Origin of the sequence: Bradyrhizobium sp. HKCCYLRH2015, assembly GCF_051168215.1 — a bacterium.
Taxonomy (GTDB): domain Bacteria; phylum Pseudomonadota; class Alphaproteobacteria; order Rhizobiales; family Xanthobacteraceae; genus Bradyrhizobium.
Window position 1 is genome coordinate 51,029 of record NZ_JBNPUO010000016.1, and the last position, 23,906, is coordinate 74,934.

General features: G+C 67.3%; 22 protein-coding genes. 12 read left to right on the top strand and 10 right to left on the bottom strand.

Going from position 1 to position 23,906, the window contains the following annotated elements:
• Positions 1–12 precede the first annotated feature (12 nt).
• The 7 genes from ACQR1H_RS32170 to ACQR1H_RS32200 all read right to left on the bottom strand — a co-directional run bounded on the left by ACQR1H_RS32170 (position 13) and on the right by ACQR1H_RS32200 (position 7,760).
• The gene (locus tag ACQR1H_RS32170) at positions 13–717 is read right to left on the bottom strand and encodes an ABC transporter ATP-binding protein (RefSeq protein WP_316217230.1); all 705 of its coding nucleotides are present in this window, start codon (positions 715–717) and stop codon (positions 13–15) included.
• A complete protein-coding gene (locus tag ACQR1H_RS32175) occupies positions 714–1,505 on the bottom strand; it encodes an ABC transporter ATP-binding protein (protein ID WP_316217231.1) in 792 nt (263 codons plus the stop codon). The genes ACQR1H_RS32170 and ACQR1H_RS32175 overlap by 4 nt, the downstream gene beginning before the upstream one ends.
• Positions 1,502–3,388, bottom strand: a complete 1,887-nt coding sequence (locus ACQR1H_RS32180; RefSeq protein WP_316217232.1) for an ABC transporter permease — start codon at positions 3,386–3,388, stop codon at positions 1,502–1,504. The genes ACQR1H_RS32175 and ACQR1H_RS32180 overlap by 4 nt, the downstream gene beginning before the upstream one ends.
• Positions 3,389–3,570: 182 nt before the next feature.
• On the bottom strand, positions 3,571–4,773 hold the full coding sequence (locus tag ACQR1H_RS32185; protein ID WP_434908740.1) for an ABC transporter substrate-binding protein: 1,203 nt from the start codon (positions 4,771–4,773) through the stop codon (positions 3,571–3,573).
• 27 nt (positions 4,774–4,800) lie between these two features.
• Positions 4,801–5,385, bottom strand: coding sequence for an amino acid synthesis family protein (locus ACQR1H_RS32190; protein ID WP_315802282.1), 585 nt, complete (start codon positions 5,383–5,385; stop codon positions 4,801–4,803).
• Positions 5,386–5,424: 39 nt separating this feature from the next.
• The gene (locus ACQR1H_RS32195; protein ID WP_434908741.1) at positions 5,425–6,312 is read right to left on the bottom strand and encodes a UPF0280 family protein; all 888 of its coding nucleotides are present in this window, start codon (positions 6,310–6,312) and stop codon (positions 5,425–5,427) included.
• Positions 6,309–7,760, bottom strand: coding sequence for a 6-hydroxynicotinate reductase (locus ACQR1H_RS32200; RefSeq protein WP_316178321.1), 1,452 nt, complete (start codon positions 7,758–7,760; stop codon positions 6,309–6,311). The genes ACQR1H_RS32195 and ACQR1H_RS32200 overlap by 4 nt, the downstream gene beginning before the upstream one ends.
• A gap of 285 nt (positions 7,761–8,045) precedes the next feature.
• On the opposite strand from ACQR1H_RS32200, the gene ACQR1H_RS32205 reads away from it, so the two are divergent.
• The 10 genes from ACQR1H_RS32205 (at position 8,046) to ACQR1H_RS32250 (ending at position 20,313) form a co-directional block, all read left to right on the top strand.
• On the top strand, positions 8,046–8,528 hold the full coding sequence (locus ACQR1H_RS32205) for a (2Fe-2S)-binding protein (protein WP_315802279.1): 483 nt from the start codon (positions 8,046–8,048) through the stop codon (positions 8,526–8,528).
• Positions 8,528–12,073 carry a molybdopterin cofactor-binding domain-containing protein gene (locus ACQR1H_RS32210; RefSeq protein ID WP_434908742.1) on the top strand — a complete coding sequence of 1,182 codons (3,546 nt, stop codon included), beginning with the start codon at positions 8,528–8,530 and terminating at the stop codon, positions 12,071–12,073. Before ACQR1H_RS32205 ends, ACQR1H_RS32210 begins: the two co-directional genes overlap by 1 nt.
• A gap of 153 nt (positions 12,074–12,226) precedes the next feature.
• The gene (locus tag ACQR1H_RS32215) at positions 12,227–13,009 is read left to right on the top strand and encodes an IclR family transcriptional regulator (RefSeq protein WP_315802277.1); all 783 of its coding nucleotides are present in this window, start codon (positions 12,227–12,229) and stop codon (positions 13,007–13,009) included.
• Positions 13,009–13,884: an ABC transporter permease gene (locus tag ACQR1H_RS32220; protein WP_434864073.1), complete on the top strand. Its 876-nt coding sequence runs from the start codon at positions 13,009–13,011 to the stop codon at positions 13,882–13,884. The genes ACQR1H_RS32215 and ACQR1H_RS32220 overlap by 1 nt, the downstream gene beginning before the upstream one ends.
• Before the next feature lie 8 nt (positions 13,885–13,892).
• Positions 13,893–14,771: an ABC transporter permease gene (locus tag ACQR1H_RS32225; RefSeq protein ID WP_434864074.1), complete on the top strand. Its 879-nt coding sequence runs from the start codon at positions 13,893–13,895 to the stop codon at positions 14,769–14,771.
• Positions 14,772–14,785: 14 nt separating this feature from the next.
• Complete coding sequence (locus ACQR1H_RS32230; RefSeq protein ID WP_316178311.1) at positions 14,786–15,850, top strand: ABC transporter substrate-binding protein; 1,065 nt, start codon at positions 14,786–14,788, stop codon at positions 15,848–15,850.
• Positions 15,847–16,935, top strand: a complete 1,089-nt coding sequence (locus tag ACQR1H_RS32235; protein WP_434908743.1) for an ABC transporter ATP-binding protein — start codon at positions 15,847–15,849, stop codon at positions 16,933–16,935. Before ACQR1H_RS32230 ends, ACQR1H_RS32235 begins: the two co-directional genes overlap by 4 nt.
• A gap of 64 nt (positions 16,936–16,999) precedes the next feature.
• Positions 17,000–17,659, top strand: a complete 660-nt coding sequence (locus ACQR1H_RS32240) for an AroM family protein (protein ID WP_316217238.1) — start codon at positions 17,000–17,002, stop codon at positions 17,657–17,659.
• The gene (locus tag ACQR1H_RS32245; protein ID WP_315802271.1) at positions 17,656–18,756 is read left to right on the top strand and encodes a DUF917 domain-containing protein; all 1,101 of its coding nucleotides are present in this window, start codon (positions 17,656–17,658) and stop codon (positions 18,754–18,756) included. Before ACQR1H_RS32240 ends, ACQR1H_RS32245 begins: the two co-directional genes overlap by 4 nt.
• A gap of 3 nt (positions 18,757–18,759) precedes the next feature.
• Positions 18,760–20,313, top strand: a complete 1,554-nt coding sequence (locus ACQR1H_RS32250) for a hydantoinase/oxoprolinase N-terminal domain-containing protein (RefSeq protein WP_434873950.1) — start codon at positions 18,760–18,762, stop codon at positions 20,311–20,313.
• A gap of 10 nt (positions 20,314–20,323) precedes the next feature.
• Here the strand turns inward: ACQR1H_RS32250 and pncA are convergent, their stop codons facing one another.
• Positions 20,324–20,959 carry a bifunctional nicotinamidase/pyrazinamidase gene (gene pncA / locus ACQR1H_RS32255; protein ID WP_316178473.1) on the bottom strand — a complete coding sequence of 212 codons (636 nt, stop codon included), beginning with the start codon at positions 20,957–20,959 and terminating at the stop codon, positions 20,324–20,326.
• A 170-nt stretch (positions 20,960–21,129) separates the two neighbouring features.
• Here pncA and ACQR1H_RS32260 point away from each other — a divergent pair, with 170 nt between their 5' ends.
• The gene (locus ACQR1H_RS32260) at positions 21,130–21,423 is read left to right on the top strand and encodes a hypothetical protein (RefSeq protein WP_316217241.1); all 294 of its coding nucleotides are present in this window, start codon (positions 21,130–21,132) and stop codon (positions 21,421–21,423) included.
• Between the two features lie 59 nt (positions 21,424–21,482).
• A complete protein-coding gene (locus ACQR1H_RS32265) occupies positions 21,483–21,683 on the top strand; it encodes a hypothetical protein (RefSeq protein ID WP_434873951.1) in 201 nt (66 codons plus the stop codon).
• 2 nt (positions 21,684–21,685) lie between these two features.
• Here the strand turns inward: ACQR1H_RS32265 and ACQR1H_RS32270 are convergent, their stop codons facing one another.
• Together ACQR1H_RS32270 and amaB are read right to left on the bottom strand one after the other, a co-directional pair.
• Positions 21,686–21,892: a DUF3606 domain-containing protein gene (locus ACQR1H_RS32270; protein WP_316178301.1), complete on the bottom strand. Its 207-nt coding sequence runs from the start codon at positions 21,890–21,892 to the stop codon at positions 21,686–21,688.
• Between the two features lie 76 nt (positions 21,893–21,968).
• Positions 21,969–23,519 (bottom strand): L-piperidine-6-carboxylate dehydrogenase, encoded by a 1,551-nt coding sequence (gene amaB, locus ACQR1H_RS32275; protein WP_434873952.1) that lies wholly within the window; start codon positions 23,517–23,519, stop codon positions 21,969–21,971.
• Between the last annotated feature and the right edge of the window lie 387 nt (positions 23,520–23,906).

Sequence of the window (23,906 nt, forward strand, 5' to 3'; positions counted from 1 at the left end):
TCTTCCCTCGCCTCAGATCGACAGATGCGCGTCGCGGATGTCGGGCCGCGCGTCGAGCTCGGTCATGGTGCCGGAGAAGCAGATGCGGCCGCGCTCGATGATGTAGGCTCGGTCCGAGATCAGCTTGGCGAAATGCAGGTTCTGCTCGGAGACGACCAGCGAGACGCCTTCCTTCTTCATGGTCAGGATCGCATCGACCATCTGCTCGACGATCTTCGGCGACAGGCCTTCCGAGGGCTCGTCGAGCAGCACCAGCGACGGATTGCCCATCAGTGTACGGGCGATGGTGAGCATCTGCTGTTCGCCGCCGCTCATGCGGCCGCCCGGGCGGTTCTTCATCTCGCCGAGATTGGGAAACAACTGATAGAGTTTCTCACGCGTCCATTGCGGCGCATTCGGCCGCGGCTTCTGCCGCCCGACCTCCAGGTTTTCCTCCACCGTCAGCTCGGTGAAGATGCGGCGCTCCTCCGGAACGTAGCCGAGGCCGGCGCGGACGATCTCATGGGTGGGCGCCGACGAGATGTCATGCCCCTCGAACATGATCTGGCCCTCGCGCAGCTCGACCAGGCCGACGATCGACCGGAAGGTCGTCGACTTGCCGGCGCCGTTGCGCCCGAGCAGCGCCACCACCTCGCCCTCGCCGACCTCGAGGCCGATGTCGAACAGGATATGCGCCGGACCATAGTGGCTGTTGAGATTGGCGACGGACAGCTTCATGCCGGCGCTCCCTCGCGATGATCGGCATCATAGAGCAGGCCTTCGCCGAGATAGATCGCCTGCACCTCCCGGTTGGCGCGCACCTCGGCTGGCGATCCCTCGGCAATGAGGCTGCCGCGATTGAGCACGAGAATGCGGTCCGCATGCTCGAACACCACGTCCATGTCGTGCTCCGTGAAAAGGACGCCGATCGACTGCTCGCGCGCGATTCCAGCCGTCAGCCGCATCAGCTCGACACGCTCGCGCGGCGCCATGCCGGCGGTCGGCTCGTCCATCAGCAGGAGCTTCGGTTGGTTGGCCAGCGCGATCGCGAGCTCCAGCCGCTTGAGGTCGCCATAGGCGAGCTCGCCGCACGGACGCTCGGCATAGCCGGCCATGCCGACGAGATCGAGCAGGCGATCGGCCTCGCCGCGCTCGATTGAAATCATCGGGCTCCAGAAATCGAACAGACGGTGATGATGCGAGACCAGGGCGACCTGGATGTTCTCGCGCACGGTCATGGTCGGATAGGTCGCGGTGATCTGGAAGGTGCGGCCGACCCCGAGCCGCCAGACCTCGCGCGGCCTGTGCCCCGTGGTCTCCTGCCCCATCACCGTGATGCGGCCGCTGTCCGGCACGTTCTGGCCGTTGAGCATGTCGAAGCAGGTGCTTTTCCCCGCGCCGTTCGGGCCGATCAGCGCCAGGATCTCGCCGGCCCGCAGCGTGAACGACACGTTGCGGACCGCGTGAATGCCGCCATAGGATTTCGACAGGCCTTCGACCGAGAGCAGCGACACGCCGGGGCTCATTGCGCGCCCTCCATCTTGGCCGACAGCGAAGCGCCCTTGGGGGCCAGTGCGCGACGCCGATGCATGACGGTTTCGACCACACCCACGATACCTTTCGGGAACACCACCACGATCAGCACGATGAAGATGCCGAGCACGAGCTTCGACCAGTCGGTCTGGCTGACCAGCCAGATGTTGAGCGCCTTGTAGACGATGGCGCCGAAGATTGCGCCGGGCACCGTCTCCACGCCGCCCAGCAGCACCATGACCAGCGCATCGACCGAGAGCGAGATGCCCATGTTGTCCGGAAACACGCTGCCCTTGAGATAGGCGAACAGGGCGCCGCCGATGCCGGCCGTGGTGCCGGCGATGATGAAGGCCGTCCACTGGATGCGCTTGCCGTTGATGCCGATGGACTCGCTGCGCAACGGCGAGTCCCGCATGCCGCGCAGGGCATAGCCGAACGGCGAGAAGGTGATCAGGCGCAGCACGCCGACGACGAAGGCGGAGACGCCAAGCGCGAGCCAGTAGAAATGCGACGGCGACGCCGCCCATTTCTCCGGCCAGAGCCCGAGAATGCCATTGTCACCTCCGGTCACCGCGACCCATTGGAACGCGATCGACCACACAATTTGCGCAAAGGCCAAGGTGAGCATCGCGAAGTACACGCCGGAGAGCTGCACGGCGAAGGCCCCGAACACGGCCGCACCGAGCGCGCCGAGCAGCGGCCCGAGCAGCAGGCAGACAATCATCGGCAATCCCGCAAGCTTGGCGAGGAACGCGACGCCGTAAGCGCCCAGGCCGAAATAGGCGGCGTGGCCGAACGAAGCGAGGCCGCCGACCGCCATCAGGAAATGCAGCGACGCCGCGAAGATCACGAAGATCGCGATCTCGGCGCCGACGGTCAGCGCGTAGTTGCCGGCGATGAAGGGCAGCATCGCCGCCAGCGCCAGCGCGACGAGAGAGGCCAGCCGCTCGACCGAGCTCAGCGGGCGCCACGGAATGACGGTCAGGCCCGGCGTGCGGCGCGCCGGCGCCTCCTTCTTGCCGAACAGGCCCCAGGGCCGCACGACCAGCACGACGGCCATCACCAGGAACACGAGGATCAGCGAGATCGTGGGGAAGATGAGAATGCCGAAAGCATTGAGCTCCGACACCAGCACGGCGGCAACGAACGCGCCGAGGATGCTGCCGAGGCCGCCGATCACGACGACCACGAAAACCTCGACGATGATGCGCAGGTCCATCGCGTGATGGACCGCGTCGCGCGGGATCTGCAGCGCGCCGCCGAGCGCGGCGAGGAAGACGCCGACCGCGAACACCGAGGTGAACAGCCATTTCTGATTGACGCCGAGCGCCGCGACCATGTCGCGGTCCTGCGTCGCCGCGCGCACCAGGACGCCCCAGCGGGTGCGCTGGAACAGCAGCCACAGCACCCCGAGCACGATCGGACCGAGCGCGATCAGGAACAGGTCGTAGCTCGGGATGTTCTGACCGAAGAAGTCGACCGCCCCCTTGAGGCCAGGTGCACGGCGGCCGACCAGATCGTCCGGTCCCCAGATCAGCACCACGAGATCTTCGACCATCAGGGTCAGGCCGAAGGTCGCGAGCAGCTGGAACAGCTCCGGCGCGTGATAGATCCGGCGCAGCAGCACGATCTCGACGAGGACGCCGATGGCCGCGACCGCGAGCGCCGCCACGACGATGCCGCCCCAGAAGCCGAGCGAGCCAGACAGCCGCTCCGTAAGCGAGAACGCCACATAGGCGCCGAGCATGTAGAACGCGCCATGGGCGAAATTGACGATGCGGGTCACGCCGAAGATGATCGACAGTCCCGACGCCACCAGGAACAGCGAGGCTGCGCTGGCAAGGCCGGTCAGGAACTGGACGAAATAGAAGGCCATGGGCGGTCCGCGTCAGGAGATCGTCTGTATCGAATGAGCCGCGTTCGAGCTCGTGTGCCCTGTCAATGAGCCGGCGAGCAAGCGTGGGGTGAGGGATCTCGGCCTGAACCTGTAGATCAGGCGTCGCGCGCCCTCACCCCGCCCGCTCTCCTCCGCGGGAGGAGGAGGCAGGAAGACCTCACTCAGTCCTTCGGACGGAGCTTGGAAACTTCGGCATCGCTCGGCAGATAGTCCGAGCCCTTGCGGTAGACGGTGTCGACCATGATGCCCTTGCCGTCCTTCAGCGCGGTCTTGCCAACATAAGCGCCGAGCGTCGACTGGTGGTCGATCTTGCGGAAGGTGATCTCGCCGAAGGGCGACGGAACGGACAGTCCCTCGGCCGCGGCGATCAGCTTGTCGGTATCGGTCGAGCCGGCCTTGGCGAGGATGGCGGCCGCCGACTTGATGGTCTGGTAGCCGACGATCGAGCCGAGCCGCGGATAGTCGTTGTACTTGGCCTGGTAGGCCTTCACGAACGCGTCGTGCTCGGGCGTCTTGATCGAATACCAGGGATAGCCGGTGACGATCCAGCCCTCGGGCGTCTCCTCCTTGAGCGGATCGAGATATTCCGGCTCGCCCGTCAGGAAGCTGACGACCTTGCGGTCCTTGAACAGGCCGCGGGTGTTGCCTTCGCGGACCAGCTTGACGAGATCGGCGCCGAAGGTGACGTTGAGGATCGCCTCCGGGTTGGCGGCGGCGACGGCCTGCACCACCGGACCGGCGTCGATCTTGCCCTGCGGCGGCCACTGCTCGTCGACCCACTGGATGTCCGGGCGCTTCTCGGAGAGCAGCTTCTTGAACACGGCGACGGCCGACTGGCCGTATTCGTAGTTCGGCGCGATGGTGGCCCAGCGCTTGGCGGGAAGCTTCGCGGCCTCCTCCACCAGCATTGCCGCCTGCATGTAGTTCGACGGACGAAGGCGGAAGGTGTATTTGTTGCCCTTGGCCCAGGTGATGGCGTCGGTCAGCGGCTCGGCCGCCAGGAAGAACACCTTCTTTTGGTTGGCGAAGTCGCTGACGGCCAGACCGATGTTCGACAGGAACGTGCCGGCGAGCATCGCCACGTTCTCGCTCGACACCAGCTCATTGGCAGCGGTCTGCGCGTCGGCCGGCTTGCCGCTGTCGTCCTTGGAGACGACGACGAGCTTCTTGCCGTTGATGCCGCCGGCCGCGTTGACCTCCTCGACCGCGAGCTGCCAGCCCTTGCGGTAGGGCTCGGTAAACGCCGGCAACAGCGAGTAGCTGTTGATCTCGCCGATCTTGATGACGTCCTCGGCACGCGCCGTACCCGTCAATCCGGCAACGGCAAGGCCCAGGCCTGCCGCAAGCATCGTTCTCCGTCGCATCCCTTCAGCCTCCAATTTTGATTTGAATTATCTTAGACCGTCGTCGCCCTTGATCTCGGCGACCGTGAGCCCGCCGACCCTTGGCAAGGGACGCCCGCTGTCGGTGACCGCGAGCGCGACCATGATCTCGTTGGCGCGTGGCGCGTCGTTGATCTGCACCTCCATGCCGTCGAAATGGCTGCGCACGAACGCGGCGTCCTTGTGCCCGAGCGGGATGTCGAGCGTGCAACCGACGCCGCCGCGCTTTTTCGATGACGGGATCAGCGCCGCGCCCTTGCCGAGCACCTTGCGCACCGGCGCGCCCATTTTCGGATGCAGGATCGCGGCGGCATGCTCCAGCTCGCCGTCGCTGCCGACGGCCGCGGCCTTGCCGTAGCTGTGCGCCGCCGGCCCCTCGATGCCGAGCGCGGCCACGGCGCGCTTGGCGAGCATCTCGCCGAGCTCCTCGCCGATCGCGATCAGCGGCGTGAGGTCCTCGACATAGCGGCCGGCAAACGGATTCTCGATCACCGCCACTGCCGCCGCGCGCCGCGTCGGCGGCGACACGGTCCGGCCCATCTCCTGATGGACTTCCTCGACCACGGTCACGATCTTTCTGATGACGGCGCTCATCGTCGACCCTTCGTGTTCCAGCACATCATGCATCAAACCTCACGCCGCCGCCGCCCGCAACTGCGGCCGACGAACGATCTCGATCGCGCGCGGACCGACAACGCGAATGTTGCCGCGGAGCTGCAGTACGGCGCCTTCGATCAGGCCGGCCGAGAGCAGCGACTGCGCACGATGCTCGCCCACGGCCAGCGCTTGGGCAATCTCGGCATCACCGAGATCTCCGACCTCGCATGTGACGAGGCGGTCACCGAGATCGCTGTCCGGCTGCAGCTCGCAGGCGGGTCGGCGAAGCACGGCCGGATGACCCGGAAGGTCAACGGCGTTGCCGATCGCCGTCGCCGCCGCATCGGCCTGCGCCGCGCTGCGCGCGAGCACCGTCACCGCGTCGGCAATGCCCAGCGAGAAGCTGCGGCCGTGGCGGCCCGATGTGGCGACGCCGCCGATCGCATCGGCAGCACGAAGCGTCATCCTGCGCATCACGCCTGCGCCATCGGGACGGTCCATCAGCCCGACGCTGAACGTGGCGGCATCCCGCAGATGGAGTGCGATGTCACCGCCATTGTTGACATAGGCCCGCGTCAGCTTCGCCGCGCCGCGCATGGCGCCGAGAATCTCCTCGGCGACGCTGCCCGCGACCGCGGCCATCGGCGTGATGAACATCTCGCGCGCGAACGGCGACACGGCCGCATGCATCCGCCGCGCAACGACGCCTTTCAATGGGCAGCGATCGTGATCGGCTCCCTTGCGCAGATCGGACAGTTCCGCACACAGCTCGTCCAAGAGACCCGTGAAACGCTCGGCCGCCGCACGATAGGCCGCGCGAACATCGCCATCGGCGGCGTCGGCGCCGATGATCAGATCGATCGGGCCGTCCTGCAGATGCAGCCGCCGCTCGGGCAACAAGGCGATCTGTGGCTGCCGGGTCATGCGCCCGGCCTCGGCCACGGCAGCTGGCGAATGTCCTTGCTGACATCCTTGAGCGACGTGAGCGGCTGGACGTAGTCCATGTGCCCACCGAGCGCCGCGTAGTCCGATAGCCTCAACGTGAACTCGATCGGTGCGACGATCGCCGGCGTCGGCACATAGCCGAAGGCGCCGGCCGGCATCTGGGTCACGTCGACCATGTAGGTGATGCCGCCGCCCGGCCAGACATAGACCGGCGCACCGCCGCTCGTGACCCGCGTCAGCGTATCCTTGACCGACCGCGTCAGCCGCACCGGATTGTCGGTGACGCCCGCGCGCAGCGAGCCGCCGGCACCGGCCATGAACAGCACGGTGCACAGTGCCGGCTCGCAGTTCTCCTGGATGCGCTCGACCGAGAACTGCAGCTCCGGCGGCATCTCACGCTGCACCGGCTTGAGCGACTCGTCGAGCACGTAGTAGGCGGCATGTTCGCCCGTCGTGGACACCATCAGCAGCGTCGTGCCAGGCTTCGCCGTCTTCGCATCGAACGGCCCGAGAATCGACAGCGGATCGGAGATGTCGGTGCCGCCCCAGCCGGTTCCGGGCTGCGCCACCTGGAAGTAGCGGCCCGGCGTGGAGCGCCGTCCCTTCATCTTGATGCCGGTCGCGGCAATGTCGAGCAGCTTGCCGGCCTGGTGCTCCGACAGCACGCCGGTGATGTGATCATCGACCACGACGACCTCGTCGACCTTGCCCTGCCATTGCTTGGCGAACATGCCGATCGTGGCCGAGCCGCAGCCGACGCGCATGCGCTCTTCCTTGACGCCGTTGACAACAGGCGGCTGCCCCGCCTGCACGATCACGCTGGAGCCGCCGTCGACGACGAGCTCGACGGCCTTGCGGTTGCTGAGGTCCATCAGCGCGTCGCAGGTGACGCGCCCCTCCTTCTTGGAGCCGCCGGTGAGATGATGCACGCCGCCGAGCGAGAGCATCTGCGAGCCGTATTCGCTGGTCGTGACGTGACCGACCGCTTCGCCGTCGACCCGCACCGTCGCCGCTTCCGGGCCGAGATAGCGATCGGTGTCGATCTTCACCTTGACGCCGCAATAGCTGAAGATGCCCTCGGTCACGACCGTGACCATGTCGACGCCCTCGACCTGCGAGGACACGATGAACGGCGCGGGCTTGTAGTCGGGATAGGTGGTGCCGGCGCCGATCGCGGTGACGAACAGCTCCGGCTGATGCACGATCTTGCCGTCCCAGTCGCCGCTCGCCTGGAACGGCACCAGCTTGCCGCCATGCGACACCGTGCGCTCCAGCAGGATATGCGGATCGACGCGCACCAGCACACCGTCCTGATTGGCATAGCGATCGCAGGCGCCAGCCGCGCCCGGCTTGATGTAGCACATCACCGGACAGGCATCGCAGCGGATCTTGTCCCCTGCACCTTCGCTCGCCGTCTCAGTCACCATGCAGAGAAGCCCATCTTGAAGCGGAGTTGACGGCAACCGTCCGCACGCCGCGGCAATTCGTTCGTATACGAATGATGTCGCGCCCCTCCGCCGACTGTCAAGCGCCACCGCGAACGAAAAGCACGATTGCCGGATAAACGATCAGTTTGCCCTGCACAATGACGACAAATCGTGCACACGCTGCAGCGCAAAACGTGGCACTTGCATGTTAGTACACAAACGATACGCTCGGAGCGATCACCATCGCATCCTCGTTAACGATAGCACAGCGGACGGCAGAAGGGCATGACGCCAGCAACGATTCGGCTGACCGTGAACGGACGGGCGCATGACGTTGCGGCCGCGCCGGACACGCCCCTGCTTCATGTGCTGCGCAACGACCTCGCTCTGAACGGTCCGAAATACGGCTGCGGCCTCGGTGAATGCGGCGCCTGCACCGTGCTGATCGACGGCCGTGCCGCCCGCTCCTGCGTCATTCCGGTGGAAGGCTGCATCGGCCGCGACGTCACCACGCTTGAAGGGCTGGGCTCGCGCGAGGCGCCCGATCCGGTGCAGCAGGCCTTCATCGCCGAGCAGGCCGCGCAATGCGGCTACTGCCTCAACGGCATGATCATGACGACCAAGGCGCTGCTGGCGATCAAGCCCGATCCGTCACGCGACGAGATCAAGCAGGCGCTGCGCTACAATCTCTGCCGCTGCGGTGCCCATGTCGAGATCCTCCGCGCGGCGATGCGCGCGGCCGGCCACACGCTCGAGGCGCTGGACTGATGAACGATCGCCTCACCAAGGACGCCGACACGCCTCGCGGCTGGCTGGTTGTCGAACGTCCCATCGCCGGCAACGATGGCCGGTTCGAAACCTTCATCCGGATCACGGCCGCAGGCGAGGTCTCCGCCTTCAACGGCCACGTCGATCTCGGCACCGGCATCCGAACCGCGCTGGGACAGATCGTCGCGGAAGAGCTGGATGTCTCCTTCGCCCGTGTCGTGGTCGTGCTCGGGGACACCGCGGTCGTGCCGAATCAGGGCGCAACCATCGCCAGCGAGACAATTCAGATCACCGCCGTGCCGCTGCGCAAGGCTGCGGCGCAGGCCCGCGCCTTCCTCCTGGCGCGGGCGGCAGCGCAACTCGACCTCGACGTTGTGGATTTGAGGGTCGAGGACGGACTTGTCCGCGGTCCCGACAACCGCGTGCTCAGCTATGGCGAGCTGATCGGCGATGAGACGTTCCGCCTCGCCCTCGCCGACGATATCGTCGTCAAGTCGGTGAACGACTATCAGGTCGTCGGCCGGTCGGTGCCGCGCGTCGATCTGCCGGCAAAGGCGGCCGGTGAACTCACTTATGTCCATGACGTTCGCGTCCCCGGCATGCTGCATGGCCGCGTCGTGCGTCCACCCTATGCCGGTGTCGATGCCGGCCCCTTCATCGGCACCAGCCTTCTTGGCGTCGACAGGGAGTCGGTGCGCGACGTACCGGGCCTGGTTGACGTCGTCGTCATCGGCGACTTCATCGGCGTCGTCGCCGAGCGCGAGGAGAACGCGATCCTCGCCGCCGAGCGGCTCCAGGCGAATTGGAAGCCGGTGCCGAGCTTGCGCGACCTCGACGATGTCGAGAACGCGCTGCGCGCCAATCCGTCCGAGCCGCGTCGGCTGCTCGACAAGGGCGATGTCGATGCCGCCATCGCCGGCGCCGCCAAGCCGATGCGGCGGACCTATCTCTGGCCCTACCAGATGCACGGCTCGATCGGGCCGTCCTGCGCGGTGGCCGACTATCGCGACGGGCAGACCCGCATTTATTCCGGCACGCAGAATCCGCACATCCTGCGCGGCGATCTCGCCAAGCTGATCGACTGTCCCGAGGATCACATCGAGCTGATCCGGCTGGAGGCCGCCGGCTGCTATGGCCGCAACTGCGCCGACGATGTTACCGCCGATGCGCTGCTGCTATCGCGCGCGGTCGGCCGTCCGGTGCGGGTGCAATTGTCGCGCGAGCAGGAGCATCTGTGGGAGCCCAAGGGCACCGCACAGCTGATGGACGTCAATGGCGGCCTCAATGCTGATGGCTCGGTTGCGGCCTATGAGTTCGCCACGCGCTATCCCTCGAACGGCGCGCCGACGCTGGCGCTGCTGCTGACCGGCCGCATCGCGCCGGAGCCTGCGGTGTTCGAGATGGGCGATCGCACCGCGATCCCGCCTTACGACTACGACCATATGCGCGTCACTGCGCATGACATGCCGCCGATCGTGCGTGCGTCCTGGATCCGCGGCGTCTCGGCGCTGCCCAACACCTTCGCGCATGAGTCCTATATCGACGAGCTCGCGGCGGAGGCTTGCGTCGACCCGATCGAATACCGGCTGCGCTATCTGAAGGACGAGCGCGCGCGTGATCTCGTGAACGCCGTGGCCGAACGCGCCGGCTGGACGCCGCGCCCCGTGCGGGAAGATAAGGCGCCCGAGAACGGCGTCGTCCATGGCCGCGGCTTCGCCTACGCGCTCTACGTCCACAGCAAGTTTCCCGGCTACGGCGCGGCTTGGTCGGCGTGGATCGCCAATGTCGCGGTGAATACGACGACCGGCGACGTCAGCGTCACGCGGGTCATCGCAGGCCAGGACTCCGGCCTGATGATCAACCCGGACGGCGTACGCCACCAGATCGAAGGCAACGTCATCCAATCCACCAGCCGGGCGCTGATGGAGGAGATTCCGTTTTCGCGCGGCAAGGTCGCGGCCCGGGAATGGGGGGCGTATCCGATCATCACCTTCCCCGATTTGCCTGAGATCGACGTGCTGATGCTGCGGCGACCGGATCAGCCGCCGCTCGGCGTCGGCGAGTCCGCGTCCGTGCCGAGCGCCGCCGCGATCGCCAATGCGATCTACGACGCCACCGGCGTCCGCTTCCGCGAGCCGCCATTCACGCCGGAGCGCATTCTGAAAGGGCTGCGCGGCGAACAGGTCGAGACGCCGGCGCCGCAGTCGCTGCCCGCCCCTGAAAGACCGGCGACCACATGGCTCAAGCCCTTTGCCAGGCGGGGCGGCGTGATCGCCAGCGCCGTCGCGGCCTGCGCCGCGGCGATCGGCGTCGCCACCGCCGTGTTGCCCTGGCGCGCCATCGCGCCGATCACGCGCCCCGATCCCTCGGTCTATTCCGCCGCGACGATCGCACGCGGCGAGGCACTCGCGGCGCTCGGCAATTGCGCGGTTTGTCACACCGCGGATGGCGGCCTGATCAATGCCGGCGGCCGTGCGCTGGAGACGCCGTTCGGCACGCTGTTCAGCACCAACATCACGCCCGACGTCGAGACCGGCATCGGCGCCTGGTCCTATCCCGCCTTCGAGCGCGCCATGCGCGAGGGCGTGCATCGCGACGGCCGGCAGCTCTATCCGGCGTTTCCCTACACCCATTTCGCGCGAACCGATGAGGCCGACCTGCAGGCGCTCTACGCCTACCTGATGGCAGAGGCGCCGGTGAGACAGCAGGCGCCCGACAACGCGCTGCGCTTCCCGTTCAACCTGCGGCCGCTGATCGCCGGATGGAACGCGCTGTTTCATGACACCCAGCCGTTCAGGCCTGATCCAACCCAATCGGAGCAGTGGAATCGCGGCTTCTATCTCGTCGAAGGCCTCGGCCATTGCAGCGCCTGTCATTCGCCGCGCAATGCGCTCGGTGCCGAGCAGCGCAACGCATATCTGGCTGGCGGCTTCGCGGAGGGCTGGGAAGCCCCCGCGCTGACCGCGCTCTCGACTGCCCCGATCCCGTGGACCGAGGACGAGTTCTACACCTATCTCCGCTCCGGTCAGTCGCGCCTCCATGGCGTGGCCGCCGGTCCGATGGCGCCGATCGTGAAGGATCTCGCGACGCTGCCCGACGCAGACATTCGGGCCATGGCGGTCTATCTCGCCTCCTTCCAGACGCCCTCGCCCGAGGCAGCGACGCTGGAGGCGACGGCAGCGGAGTTGGAGGCGCGCACCAGGGTGACCTCGGCGGCATCTCCGGCCGCCCGGCTCTATCTCGGCGCCTGCGCGGTCTGTCACGAGATCGGCGGCCTGCCGCTGTTCGGCAGCCGGCCCTCGCTGGCGCTGAACAGCAACCTGCACAGCGCCACACCCGACAACCTGATCCAGGTGATCCTGCACGGGATCATGAAGCCGGCCTCGTCCGATCTCGGCTACATGCCGGCGTTCAAGGACCATCTCAGCGACGTCCAGCTCGCCGAACTCGTCTCCTATCTCCGTCAGCAATTCGCCCCGGACAAGCCGGCCTGGACGGACCTGGACGCCGTCATCGGTCGCGTCAGGTCGGCCGCGGTGCAGTGAGGCCGAGCATGCTCCTTCAGCGCCCGGCGCCCCGCCCACCACCCTGACGCGCATTCGGGCACCTGCTTGCCAGTAATTTCGCCTTGCGGCAGTCGCCCTGCCGCTCCTAAAATTCGGGACTACGTTCCAAAAAATGGAACAAACGGTATCATCATGAGCGCCCTGACCAACGCCATCGACATCCTGCGCTGCTTCTCGACCGCGCGGCCCGACCTCTCCTTTGCCGACGTCCAGGTCCTGACCGGCAAGCCGAAGAGCTCGACCTCACGCCTGCTCCGCTCGCTGCGCGATTGCGGCCTGCTCGAGCAGGATCCGCACAGCCGCCGCTACCGGCCGGGCCTGCTCACCTTCGAGCTCGGGCGGCTGCACCGGGCCCATGACGACCTGATCGCCACCGCCGAGCGCGAGCTGCGTGATGTCTGCGCGCGCACCGGACACACCGGCTACATCGCCGTGCTCGACGGCTATCAGCAGGTGGTGCTGCGCATCGTGCCCGGCTCCAACCCGCTGCGCGTCGTCAACCCGCCGGGCCAGCGCACGCCGGCCATCATCACCTCGAACGGCCGCGCCATGCTGGCGCGTCTGTCGGACCAGGAGATCCGGGCGCGCGTGCCGCTCGACTATCCGAAGGTCCCGGCCAACTCGCCGCAGAACTTCACCGAGCTGATGGCGCGGCTGAACGAGATCCGCCGGACCGGCATCTCGGACGCCGCCGACGAGGCCATCGAGGGCGTCGGCTCGCAGGGCTTTGCGCTGGCGAGCGGCGAGAGCGGTGAGCTGATCGGCATCGCCGTCTCCTACTCGGTCCAGGCCACCACCGAGATCGAGCGTGCCAATGTCCGTCGCGAGCTCGGCAGCATGGCCGCAAAGCTGCGGCGCATGACCGGCGATCCGCTTGGCCAGACCATCGAGCAATTGGCCGGACTGGCCTCCTGATGACGAGCAGCAGCGCGCCGCGCGTCAACAGCCTGGCGCTGTTGATCCTGCCGAGCGCGCTGCTTTTTGCGCTGTTCTTCTTCCTGCCGATCGGATTGATGGCGGTGATGAGCGTCCTGACCGGCAACCCCGTGGTCATGCCGAACGTCGCCCTCACCGCCAGGCACTATGCCCGCATGGGCGATGACGGCTACTATCTCGAGGTGATCTGGACCACGATCCGGATCGGCCTCTGGACGACCCTGGCCGCGCTCATGATCGGCTATCCGCTCGCGCATTGGATGGCGCGGATCAAGAGCCGCACCGGCCACGCGCTGCTGCTGATGGCCGTGCTGGCGCCGATGCTGACCGGCATCGTGGTGCGTACCTTCGCCTGGATGACGCTGCTGTCCGACAAGGGTGTCATCAACCAGATCCTGACCTCGCTCGGGCTGGTCACCAGGCCGTTGCAGCTGATGTACAATGAGACCGGCATCATCATCGGCCTCGTCCACATCTATGTGCCGTTCATGGTGCTGACGCTGACCGGCGTGATCGGCCGCATCGACGAACGGCTGGAGCAGGCGGCGGAGAATCTCGGCGCCAGCCCGTGGCGCGCTTTTCTCGAAGTCACCCTGCCGCTCAGCCTGCCCGGCATCCTCGCCGGGTCGCTGCTCGTGTTCGCGCTCGCGATCAGCGCCTATGTGACCCCGATCCTGCTCGGCGGCTTCCAGGTCATGACCTTGCCGATCCTGATCTACCAGCAGATCTCCGCCAACTTCAACGTCGGCTTCGCGGCTGCGCTCGGCATGGTGCTGCTCGTCGTTTCGCTCTCGCTCGTCATCGCGTATAATCACGTGCTCGGCCTCATCTCGGGCCAGCGCGAGCTGCAATGAGGGCGCAGATGACGAGCCTTGCTCCAGGATCGCAGCCGCCGCTTGCTGCGCCGATCGATCTGGCGGCCGCACCCGCGCTTCGCGGCAGGAAGCGGCCGCTCCGGTGGGGTCGCAGGCTCTATCTCGCCGCCAACGGCGCCGTCCTCGTCTTCCTGCTGGCGCCAATCGCGATCGTGATCGTGTTCGCGCTGAATCCGACGCCCTTCATCCAGTTCCCACCGGTCGGCGTCTCCTTGCGCTGGTTCGAGAAATTCTTCGCCTCGCGCGACTTCATGCACGCGCTGCTCTTGAGCATCGAGGTCGCAGCGATGACCACGGTCGCGGCAACCGTGCTCGGCGCGTCGGCCGCGCTGGCGGTCGCGCGCGGCAACCTTCCGGGCTCTCGCCTGATCGTGGCGACCATGCTGTCGCCGCTGATGCTGCCTGCGATCCTGACCGGTCTTGCACTGTTCCAGTCCTATGTGCTGCTCGATGTCGGGCGCCCGTTGTGGGGCCTTGTCGCCGGCCATACGCTGGTGACGATTCCCTACGTCGTGCGCACCACCCTCGCCGTGTTGCATAATTTCGATGTCAGGCTGGAGGAAGCCGCGCAGAATCTCGGCGCCAGCCCCACCCGGACCTTCTTCGAGATCACGCTGCCGCTGGTGAAGCCCGGCGTTCTGGCAGGCGCGATCTTTGCCTTCATCGTCTCGTTCGACCAGTTCCCGGTGTCGCTGTTCCTGGTCGCGCCGGGCAGCGAGACCTTGCCGATCACGCTGTTCAACTATCTGAAGTTCGATCTCGACGGCACCATCGGCGCGGCCTCGGTGGTCTCGATCCTGCTCGCCTTCATCGTCGTCATCGCGCTCGACCGCACCGTTGGCCTGCGCTCCTACGTCAAACTCTAAGGGAGATTCCGGACATGACCGACTCATCGCGTCGCTTCCCCATGAGCCGCCGGCGCCTGCTGACTTCGGCTGCTGCGCTTGGTGCAGGCGTCGTCGCGGCGCCTTACGTCGCGCGCGCCGAGGAGCCCGTGCTGAACATCACCGGCTGGGGCGGCAAATGGGGCGACGTCATGAAGGCCGAGATCGGCCCCGCCTTCGAAAGCGAGTTCAAGTGCAAGCTCAGGACCGACACTGCGCTGCCGTTCCTGCCGAAGCTGCAGGCGAGCTCGCGCTCGGCGCCGATCTACGACGTGCTGCACACCAACTCCAACGAGCAGTGGGCAGCGGTCGAGATGGGCCTCGTCGAGCCGAAGGTCGACCCCAAGCTGGTGCCGAACATGGCCGACGTCTACCCCTACGCGGTCAGCGACAAGATCGTCGGTGTCTGCATCTTCACCAGCGCCATTGGCTTGGGCATGCGCACCGACAAGGGCTACGCCAACGTCACGTCCTGGAAGGAGCTGTGGGACGCGAAGTACAACGGCGTGCGCGGCGGCTATGTGATCCCTGTCAACAGCCTGGGACAGGCTTTCCTGATGATGTGCGGCACTCTCTACGGAAAGGGGCAGACCGATCTCGACGCGGCCTATGCGGCGCTCGAGAAGCTGAAGCCGATCAAGCTCGTCGACTTCACCGGCGCGATGGAGAAGCTGTTCCTGTCCGGCGAGGTCGGCCTCGGCGTGATCCACGACTCCGGCATCTACCGCTATGACGGACAAAACCAGCCGATCGACTTCGTCACCCCGAGCGAGGGCGTGCTGTCGCTGGAGCAGGTGCTGAGCATCACACCCGGCAGCAAGATGAAGGAGCTCGCCAACGCCTATGTGAACTACATGCTGCGCCCCGAGGTCCAAAAGCGCCTCGCCGAGACCGTCTGGTACTCGCCGGCCAACAAGAAGGTGAAGCTCGACGCCAAGTACGACGCCAAGCTGCTGACCACTCCGGAAAAGGTCAGCAAGCTGATCCAGGTCGACTGGAAGTGGTACAACGCGCAGAAGGACGTGATCGACAGCCGGGTCAACCGGATCTTCCGCGCATGAGCGCAAGCATCGAGATCGCCAGCGTCAGCAAGGTCTATGACGGCGGCGTACGCGCCGTCGACGCGGTCGCCATGGACATCCGTCCGGGCGAGTTCTTCTCGCTGCTCGGCCCGTCCGGCTGCGGCAAGACCACCACGCTGCGCATGATCGCGGGCTTCGACAGCCCCAGCACCGGCGATATCCGCGTCGACGGCGCCGACATCACCCATGTCCCCGCGCACAGGCGCGACATGGCGATGGTGTTCCAGAACTATGCGCTGTTTCCGCACCGGACGGTGGCGGAGAACGTCGCCTTCGGCCTGCGCATGCGCAAGACCGACAAGGCCACGATCGCGTCCAAGGTCACGGCCGCGCTGGCGATGGTCGAGCTGTCCGGCATGGAGGACCGCAGGCCGGCACAATTGTCGGGCGGCCAGCAGCAGCGCGTCGCGCTCGCCCGCGCCATCGTCATCTCCCCGCGCGTGCTGCTCTGTGACGAGCCGCTCGGCGCGCTCGACAAGAAGCTGCGCCAGCAGATGCAGTTCGAGCTCAAGCAACTGCAGAAGACTCTCGGCCTCACCCTCGTCTTCGTCACCCACGACCAGGAGGAGGCGCTGGCGATGTCCGACCGCATCGCGGTGATGAACGCCGGCCGCGTCGAGCAGATCGGCACACCGGTCGAGATTTACGACCAGCCGCGAACCCGCTTCGTCGCCGACTTCATCGGCGACACCAATATCTTCCGCGGCCAGCGCGTGACGCTGGACCACGGGACCGGAATCGCGGTCGGCAATGGCCTGGTGCTGGCCCTGCCGGATGTGTCCGCAACGGCCGGTGGCGAGGTTCTGTCGGTCGCCTTGCGGCCGGAGAAGATCATGGTGTCGCCAGCCGGCCCGGTCGATGCCGAGAGCAAGGGCACGTCCGCACGCGGTACGGTCGAGAGCACGAACTTCCTTGGCGGTGCCGTCCTCTACCGCATCGTCCTGGACGGTGGCGAGCGGGTGCTGGCTCAGCAGCCGAATTCAGGAGCCGGTCCACTCCACGCACCCGGCCAAGCCGTCGCGCTCGGCTGGCGGCCGACCGATCTCGTCATTCTCGAGGATTGATATTGTGAACGTCATACTCCCGTCCCCTTCCCTCGATGTGGCGGATCGCCCTTCGCAACGGCGCATGGGCGTCGTCGTCATCGGCCAGAGCCCGCGCCCCGCGATCGAAGCCGAGATCGCAGCCGTGCTGTCTCCCGGCACGACCATCGAATTGCGCGGCGCGCTCGACGGCATGAGCCGCGGCGAGATCGATCGCATCCCGCCGGTCGACGGCGCCGATGCGCTGTTCACCTTGCTGCCGAACGGTGACAACGTGCGCATCAGCAAGAAGGCGGTCGAGGGCCGGGCCAATGCACAGCTCGCGAAATTTCGGCAGGACGGCATCGACGTCGCGATGCTGGCCTGCACGGGCAAGTTTCCCAACCTCGCGCCAGAAGGGCTCGTGATCCTGCCCTCGGCAGTGCTGCACAAGATGGTGGAAGCCGTGCTGCCGAGGGGCCGGCTCGGCGTGTTCTCGCCGCTGGCCGAGCAGACCGCGCTGATCGCCGGCAAATGGCAGCGTGATCACGTCGAGGTGGTCGGCGTCACGCTGCAACCGGGCTCCGATGACGCGGCCGTCGACGCCGCGGCGCGCGCGATGGCGGCCAAGCAGCCCGACCTCGTCGTGCTCGACTGCATGAGCTACACCAGCGCCAACAAGGCCCGCGTCCGCCGCCATTATTCCGGGCCCGTGATCCTGTCGATCGCCGCAGCCGCCCGCATTGTCGAGGAACTGTTGTCGTGAGCGGGGTGGAATTGAAGACGATCGGCCTCGACGACATCGAGGCGCTCGCGGTCGGCGCCTGGATCCTCGGCACCGGCGGCGGCGGCAGTCCCTATCTCGGCCTGCTCAACCTGCGTCGGCTCTATGCCGAGGGACATCGCGTGCAGATGATGTCGCCGCTCGATCTTGCCGACGACGACTGGGTCGCCGTGGTCTCCAACATGGGCGCCCCCTTGGTCGGGCAGGAACGGCTCGCCGACAGCCGCAGCATTGCGCGTGCGGTGCGCATGCAGGAGGAGCTCAACGGCATCACATTTCGCGCCGTGATGTCGGTCGAGATCGGCGGCGGCAACGGCATGCAGGCGCTGATGGCGGCAGCACATCTGAACATCCCCGTAGTCGACGCCGACTGCATGGGCCGCGCCTTTCCCGAGGCGCAGATGACGTCGGTTGCGATCGGCGACCTCAAGCCGTATCCCTGCACGCTCTACGATCCGCGCGGCATCGAGGCCGTGGTGACGAAGGTGCCGAGCTGGAAGTGGATGGAGCGCGCCAGCCGCAAGATCTGCGTCGAGATGGGCTCGATCGCCTCGACCAGCAAGGCGCCGCGCACGGGCCGCGAGGTCAAGGACTGGGGCATCCATTTCACGACCACCAAGGCCATCACGATCGGCCGCGCGGTCGAGGCCGCCAACCGCAGCCACCAGGATCCGATCGCCGCGATCCTCGATTGCGAGGGTGGCCAGCGGCTGTTCAGCGGCAAGATCGTCGACGTCGAGCGCCGCACCACTGAAGGTTTTCTGCGCGGCTCTGCCGTCGTGGAGGGCAGCGACGATGACCGCGGCACGCGCCTGAAGCTGTCGTTCCAGAACGAGTGGATCGTGGCCTGGCGCGATGGCGAAGCCATCGCGATGTCGCCGGACCTGATCTGCGTGCTCGACAGCGTCAACGGCCACGGCATCGGCACGGAGACGGTGCGCTACGGCCAGCGCGTCACCGTGATCGCGCTGCCGGCGCCTGCCGTGCTGACGAGCCCGCGCGGACTCGAATTCGTCGGCCCCCGCGCCTTCGGTTACGACCTCGATTTCCGGTCGCTGTTTGCGCCCCCTGGAGCATAGTGAATGAAGCGGATTGGCATTGACGTCGGTGGCACCAACACCGACGCCGTCCTGATTGCCGACGACCAGGTCGTTCACTCCGTCAAGGCTGCGACCACCGCCGACGTGACCTCCGGCATCCTCGCGGCGCTGAAGGCGCTGCGAGAAAATCCCGCAGCGGCCGTACCGGTCGATGCGGTCGTGATCGGCACCACGCATTTCATCAATGCGGTGGTGCAGCGGCGGCACCTGCAGAAGATCGGCGCGATCCGCATCGGAATGCCGGCCTCCGCCTCGCTGCCGCCGTTCTGCGACTGGCCGGGCGACCTCGCCGCGCTGGTCAGCGGCAAGACCTTCATGCTCGAAGGCGGCCATGACTATGACGGCCGCCCCTTCATGCCGCTCGACACCAACGGCCTGAGGGCCGCCGCGCGCGCGATCAAGGCCAAGGGCCTGCGCGCGGTCGCGGTCGCCTCGTCGTTCTCACCGCTCGATCCGAGCTGTGAGAACATCGCGCGCGAGATCCTCGCCGAGATCTGCCCTGATGTGGCCGTCACGCTCTCGCACGACCTCGGCCGCATCGGACTGCTCGAGCGCGAGAACGCCGCTTTGCTCAACGCCGCGCTGCACGACCTCGCGGTCACGACGGTCGCCGCCTTCCGCAAGGCGATCGCGGAGTCCGGCATCGATGCGCCGCTGTTCCTGACGCAGAACGACGGCACCGTGATGCAGGCGGAGATCGCGACCGCCTTCCCGGTCATGAGCTTCGCCTCCGGCGCCACCAACTCCATGCGGGGCGCCGCGTATCTGTCCGGCCTCGACGACGCCATGGTCGTCGACGTCGGCGGCACCACCAGCGACATCGGCCAGCTCCGCCACGGCTTTCCGCGCGAGGCCAACGCCGTCGTCGAGGTCGGCGGCGTCCGCACGCTGTTTCGCATGCCCGATCTGCTCTCGATCGGGCTCGGCGGCGGCAGCCACGTCACGCAGGATCCGGTCCGTGTCGGCCCGCTCAGCGTCGGATACCGGCTGACATCCGACGCGCTGGTGTTCGGCGGCGACCAGCTCACCGCGACCGACATCGCGGTCGCAGCGGGGCTGATCGACATCGGCGACCGATCGCGCGTCGCGCATCTGCCGAAAAGCCTGATCGACGCCGCGCTCGCCGACGCCCACCGCAAGCTCGAAGGCGACATCGACCGCATGAAGACCGAGGCGGGCGACGTGCCGCTGCTCGCGGTCGGCGGCGGCGCCTTCCTGGTGCCGGAGCGCCTCGCCGGCATCTCCACCATCGTCCGCGTCGACCATGGCGACTGCGCCAATGCGGTCGGCGCCGCCATCGCCCAGGTCTCCGGCGAGGCCGACCAGGTCTTCCGCGACATGACCCGCGACGAGGCCATCGCGGCGGCGCGGGCCATCGCCGAGGTGCGCGCCGTGCAGGCCGGCGCCGACCGCGACACGCTCAAGACGGTCGACGTCGAGGACATGCCGATCGCCTACCTCCCCGGCAACGCGCTCCGCGTCCGCGTCCGCGTCGCCGGCGCCATCGCCGAGCCGACCATCGGCGCGGCGGCGTAGTCCACGATCATCACGCCAGCTCGGCGATCCGCTCGACCCCGGCCTCCGCGCCCTGCGCCTTGGCCGCCGCCATCGAGCCGCCGAGGTCGATGCCCCGGCAGGCGTTGTCGACGATGATGGCCGCAAAGCCGAGCCGCCGCGCATCGACCGCCGAATAGTGCACGCAGAAATCGGTGGCGAGACCGACCAGGAAAACCCGCTTCAGGCCGCGCTCGCGCAGGTATCCGGCGAGGCCCGTGGGCGTGGTCTTGTCGTTCTCGAAGAACGCCGAGTAGGAATCGATCGCGGCGCGAAAGCCCTTGCGGATGATGAGCTGCGCCTTGTCAGTCGCGAGCCCGGCATGGAAGGCGGCGCCCGGCGTGCCCTGGATGCAGTGGTCCGGCCAAAGGGTCTGCGGCCCGTAGGGCATCGTGACGCTTTCGAACGGCGCCTTGCCCGGGTGGCTCGAGGCGAACGAGCTGTGTCCCGCCGGGTGCCAGTCCTGGGTCAGGACGACGTGATCGAACATCCCGCTCAGCCGGTTGATCACCGGCACCACGGCATCGCCGTCGGCCACGGCGAGCGCACCGCCGGGACAAAAATCGTTCTGCACATCGATGATGAGCAGCAAATCCTCGTTGGCCCTGATCTGCATTCCTGCCTGCATCCGTTTCACGCGAGCTCCATCAAGGATGGCCCCAGGCCGCGGCGATCTCAAGCCGGGTCGCCGAATAATCCGCGGCCAGCCAGTCCCTCCATTTTGGAATCCCTGCTCTGCAGGCCGGGCCTGGAAACGCCCGCCGATTCATGGATTCTCCCGGCGGGAGAGAATGGCCGATGCCGACTGCCGTCAAACACCGCTCCGCGAGCCAGCGTCTCGAGCGCTGGGCGGTCGCCACCCTGCGCGAGGCCGGCGCGATCGTCGAATGCGAACGGCACGGCTGGATGCGCGAACGCGGCGACCCGGAAGCGCTGGCGCGGGCGCTTTGCGTCGCACGCGACGATCCACCACCCGGGCTGTGCAGTTCGGACGCGCTCGCGGCCATCGAGGACGTCCTGGCTGCGACCGGCGACACCTGTCCTGATTGTTCACGGCACGGAGAGCCGGAAGATCCGCCGCGATTCAAATAAGTGATTCCGCGGCTACCCCAAGATGCCCTAGCCTGAGGCCTCCACCGGGAGACGCCATCATGCAGAAGCATCCGGTCCCATGGCTGCTGCGCAAGCCATGCCCGACCTGCGGTCGCGCGCTCGCGGTGCGCGAGGGCAAGGGCGAACGTCGCCAGCTTGTTTGTCCAACCTGCGACGGGCCCGATCCGCTGCACTCGCCCAAGGCGCTCGGCTGGGCGAGGGGATCGCTTCGGCCGCCGCAGCGGCCGAAGCAGCGTTGACGTCACTTGCGCGTCAGCTTGCGCTCGACCTTGTTGCGGCTGTTGCCGACCTTCTTGACCGCCTTCTTCACTGCGGACGCCGAGCGGCCGCTCTTCTTGGCTTCGTAGCGGACTTCGTAGTCCTGTCCACCCGCGACGCGGGCGCGATCCTGCTTGCGGCCGCGCGCGGACTTTGCGGCGGATGTCGTCTTCTTCGCTTTCACTGCCATGGTGCATCTCCTTGTCAGCGCGCAACGCACGACGCAGCGAAGCGGTTCCGCCGATGAGGAAGACCCATCGCGTCGATCAGCCGAGGTCGAACCTGACGCCCTGCGCCAGCGGCAGGCTGCGGCCGTAGTTCACGGTGTTGGTGGCCCGGCGCATATAGGCCTTCCATGAATCCGAGCCGGACTCGCGGCCGCCGCCGGTCTCCTTCTCGCCGCCGAACGCGCCGCCGATCTCGGCGCCCGAGGGGCCGATATTGACGTTGGCGATGCCGCAATCGGAGCCGCGCGACGACACGAACAGTTCGGCCTCGCGCAGATCATTGGTGAAGATCGAGGACGACAGGCCCTGCGGCACCGCATTGTGCAGCTCGATCGCGGCATCGAGATCGCGATACGGCATCACGTAGAGGATCGGCGCAAACGTCTCGCGCTCGACCGGGCCGCATTGTACGTCGATCTCGACCAGCGCCGGCCGCACGTAATAGGCCTCCGCGCAGCCACCGACCGCGACGCGCTCGCCGCCGAACACGCGGCCGCCGTGATCCCGCGCGGCGCTCAGCGCATCCTGCATGGTCTCAAAGGCGCCGCGGTCGATCAGCGGTCCGATCAGCGTGCCCTGCTCCAGCGGATTGCCGATCGCCACCGAGGCGTAGGCCTGCTTCAGCCGCGGCACGAGCTGGGCGTAGACGTCGGCATGCACGAACAGGCGGCGCAGGCTGGTGCAGCGCTGGCCGGCGGTGCCCATCGCCGCGAACGCCACGGCGCGCAGGGTGAGATCGAGGTCGGCCGTGGGCGTGACGATCGCGGCATTGTTGCCGCCGAGCTCGAGGATGGCGCGGGCAAAGCGGCCGGCAAGACAGGCGCCGACGACGCGGCCCATGGCGGTCGATCCGGTCGCCGACACCAACGGCACCCTGGCATCGTCGACCAGCATCTCGCCCACCGCGCGGCCGCCGAGCAGCAGGCCGGCGAGCCCCTCCGGGGCCTCGCCGCCCTCGCGGCGATAACGCCGCAGCGCGCGCCCCAGCAGCGCGTCGGTCGCGAGCGCGGTCAGCGGAGTCTTCTCCGACGGCTTCCAGACGACGCTGTTGCCGCACACCAGCGCCACCGCCGCATTCCAGGCCCACACCGCCACCGGAAAGTTGAAGGCCGAGATCACGCCGGTGACCCCCAGGGGATGCCAGGTCTCCATCATGCGGTGCTCGGCGCGCTCGGTGGCGATGGTCAGGCCATAGAGCTGGCGCGACAGGCCGACGGCGAAGTCGCAGATGTCGATCATCTCCTGGACCTCGCCGAGTCCCTCGGAGACGATCTTGCCGGCCTCGATCGAAACCAGGCGGCCGAGCGCGGCCTTGTGGGCGCGCAGCTCCTCGCCGAACAGCCGCACCAGTTCGCCGCGCTTCGGCGCCGGCTTGAGTCGCCACTGCAGGAACGCGGCATGCGCGCGCGCAATCACCGCCGTCGCGTCCGCCCTGCTGTCGTCATGCACATGGGCCAGCACCTCGCCGGTCACGGGCGAACGGGCGGTGCGCGTCCCGCCGCGCAGCCGCACCGGCGCAACGCCGAGCGAGGTCAGGATCTCGGCCGTTTCCGCAACGAGTATCAGGGGCGATGCTTGGCTGGGCGACATATGCAACTCCGGATTGTCCCTTGCGCCGGTGCACGCGAGACGTCATGAATGGTCCATCGTAAACGCCCCCGTGTAGATCAAATCCGGCTGCGGCGCGAGCACCCGCGCGCTGGGCAAACCGCCACTGGAGCCGATCGCCTATCCGCTCCCGCGAGTCGTTATCTCTCACGCTCGTTGCCCGCGTCGCGCCCTCCGGATGGGCCATGAGTCGCGCATCGGTGCGATCCCGCGACGCGGCGCGCCCGGGCTGATGGGATCGACGAACCCTCGCGAAACACGAGGGCGCAGGGAATGCCGGGAGCTGGCCGCCCCCATGGCCCGCCTGCGAAAAAAATGCAGGCGGCAGGAACCACAGGTTCAGCCGAGACATCCCGGCATTCCCCGCGC

Bases quoted from the DNA above. Each gene is read 5' to 3' on its own strand.
- ACQR1H_RS32215 (WP_315802277.1), top strand. From the start codon at position 12,227: ATGAGCGCCCTGACCAACGCCATCGACATCCTGCGCTGCTTCTCGACC.
- ACQR1H_RS32220 (WP_434864073.1), top strand. From the start codon at position 13,009: ATGACGAGCAGCAGCGCGCCGCGCGTCAACAGCCTGGCGCTGTTGATC.
- ACQR1H_RS32180 (WP_316217232.1), bottom strand. From the start codon at position 3,388: ATGGCCTTCTATTTCGTCCAGTTCCTGACCGGCCTTGCCAGCGCAGCC.
- ACQR1H_RS32210 (WP_434908742.1), top strand. From the start codon at position 8,528: ATGAACGATCGCCTCACCAAGGACGCCGACACGCCTCGCGGCTGGCTG.
- ACQR1H_RS32265 (WP_434873951.1), top strand. From the start codon at position 21,483: ATGCAGAAGCATCCGGTCCCATGGCTGCTGCGCAAGCCATGCCCGACC.
- amaB (WP_434873952.1), bottom strand. From the start codon at position 23,519: ATGTCGCCCAGCCAAGCATCGCCCCTGATACTCGTTGCGGAAACGGCC.
- ACQR1H_RS32250 (WP_434873950.1), top strand. From the start codon at position 18,760: ATGAAGCGGATTGGCATTGACGTCGGTGGCACCAACACCGACGCCGTC.
- ACQR1H_RS32190 (WP_315802282.1), bottom strand. From the start codon at position 5,385: ATGAGCGCCGTCATCAGAAAGATCGTGACCGTGGTCGAGGAAGTCCAT.
- ACQR1H_RS32200 (WP_316178321.1), bottom strand. From the start codon at position 7,760: ATGGTGACTGAGACGGCGAGCGAAGGTGCAGGGGACAAGATCCGCTGC.
- ACQR1H_RS32235 (WP_434908743.1), top strand. From the start codon at position 15,847: ATGAGCGCAAGCATCGAGATCGCCAGCGTCAGCAAGGTCTATGACGGC.
- ACQR1H_RS32240 (WP_316217238.1), top strand. From the start codon at position 17,000: ATGGGCGTCGTCGTCATCGGCCAGAGCCCGCGCCCCGCGATCGAAGCC.
- pncA (WP_316178473.1), bottom strand. From the start codon at position 20,959: ATGCAGGCAGGAATGCAGATCAGGGCCAACGAGGATTTGCTGCTCATC.
- ACQR1H_RS32185 (WP_434908740.1), bottom strand. From the start codon at position 4,773: ATGCGACGGAGAACGATGCTTGCGGCAGGCCTGGGCCTTGCCGTTGCC.
- ACQR1H_RS32260 (WP_316217241.1), top strand. From the start codon at position 21,130: ATGCCGACTGCCGTCAAACACCGCTCCGCGAGCCAGCGTCTCGAGCGC.
- ACQR1H_RS32225 (WP_434864074.1), top strand. From the start codon at position 13,893: ATGACGAGCCTTGCTCCAGGATCGCAGCCGCCGCTTGCTGCGCCGATC.
- ACQR1H_RS32205 (WP_315802279.1), top strand. From the start codon at position 8,046: ATGACGCCAGCAACGATTCGGCTGACCGTGAACGGACGGGCGCATGAC.
- ACQR1H_RS32170 (WP_316217230.1), bottom strand. From the start codon at position 717: ATGAAGCTGTCCGTCGCCAATCTCAACAGCCACTATGGTCCGGCGCAT.
- ACQR1H_RS32270 (WP_316178301.1), bottom strand. From the start codon at position 21,892: ATGGCAGTGAAAGCGAAGAAGACGACATCCGCCGCAAAGTCCGCGCGC.
- ACQR1H_RS32175 (WP_316217231.1), bottom strand. From the start codon at position 1,505: ATGAGCCCCGGCGTGTCGCTGCTCTCGGTCGAAGGCCTGTCGAAATCC.
- ACQR1H_RS32195 (WP_434908741.1), bottom strand. From the start codon at position 6,312: ATGACCCGGCAGCCACAGATCGCCTTGTTGCCCGAGCGGCGGCTGCAT.
- ACQR1H_RS32230 (WP_316178311.1), top strand. From the start codon at position 14,786: ATGACCGACTCATCGCGTCGCTTCCCCATGAGCCGCCGGCGCCTGCTG.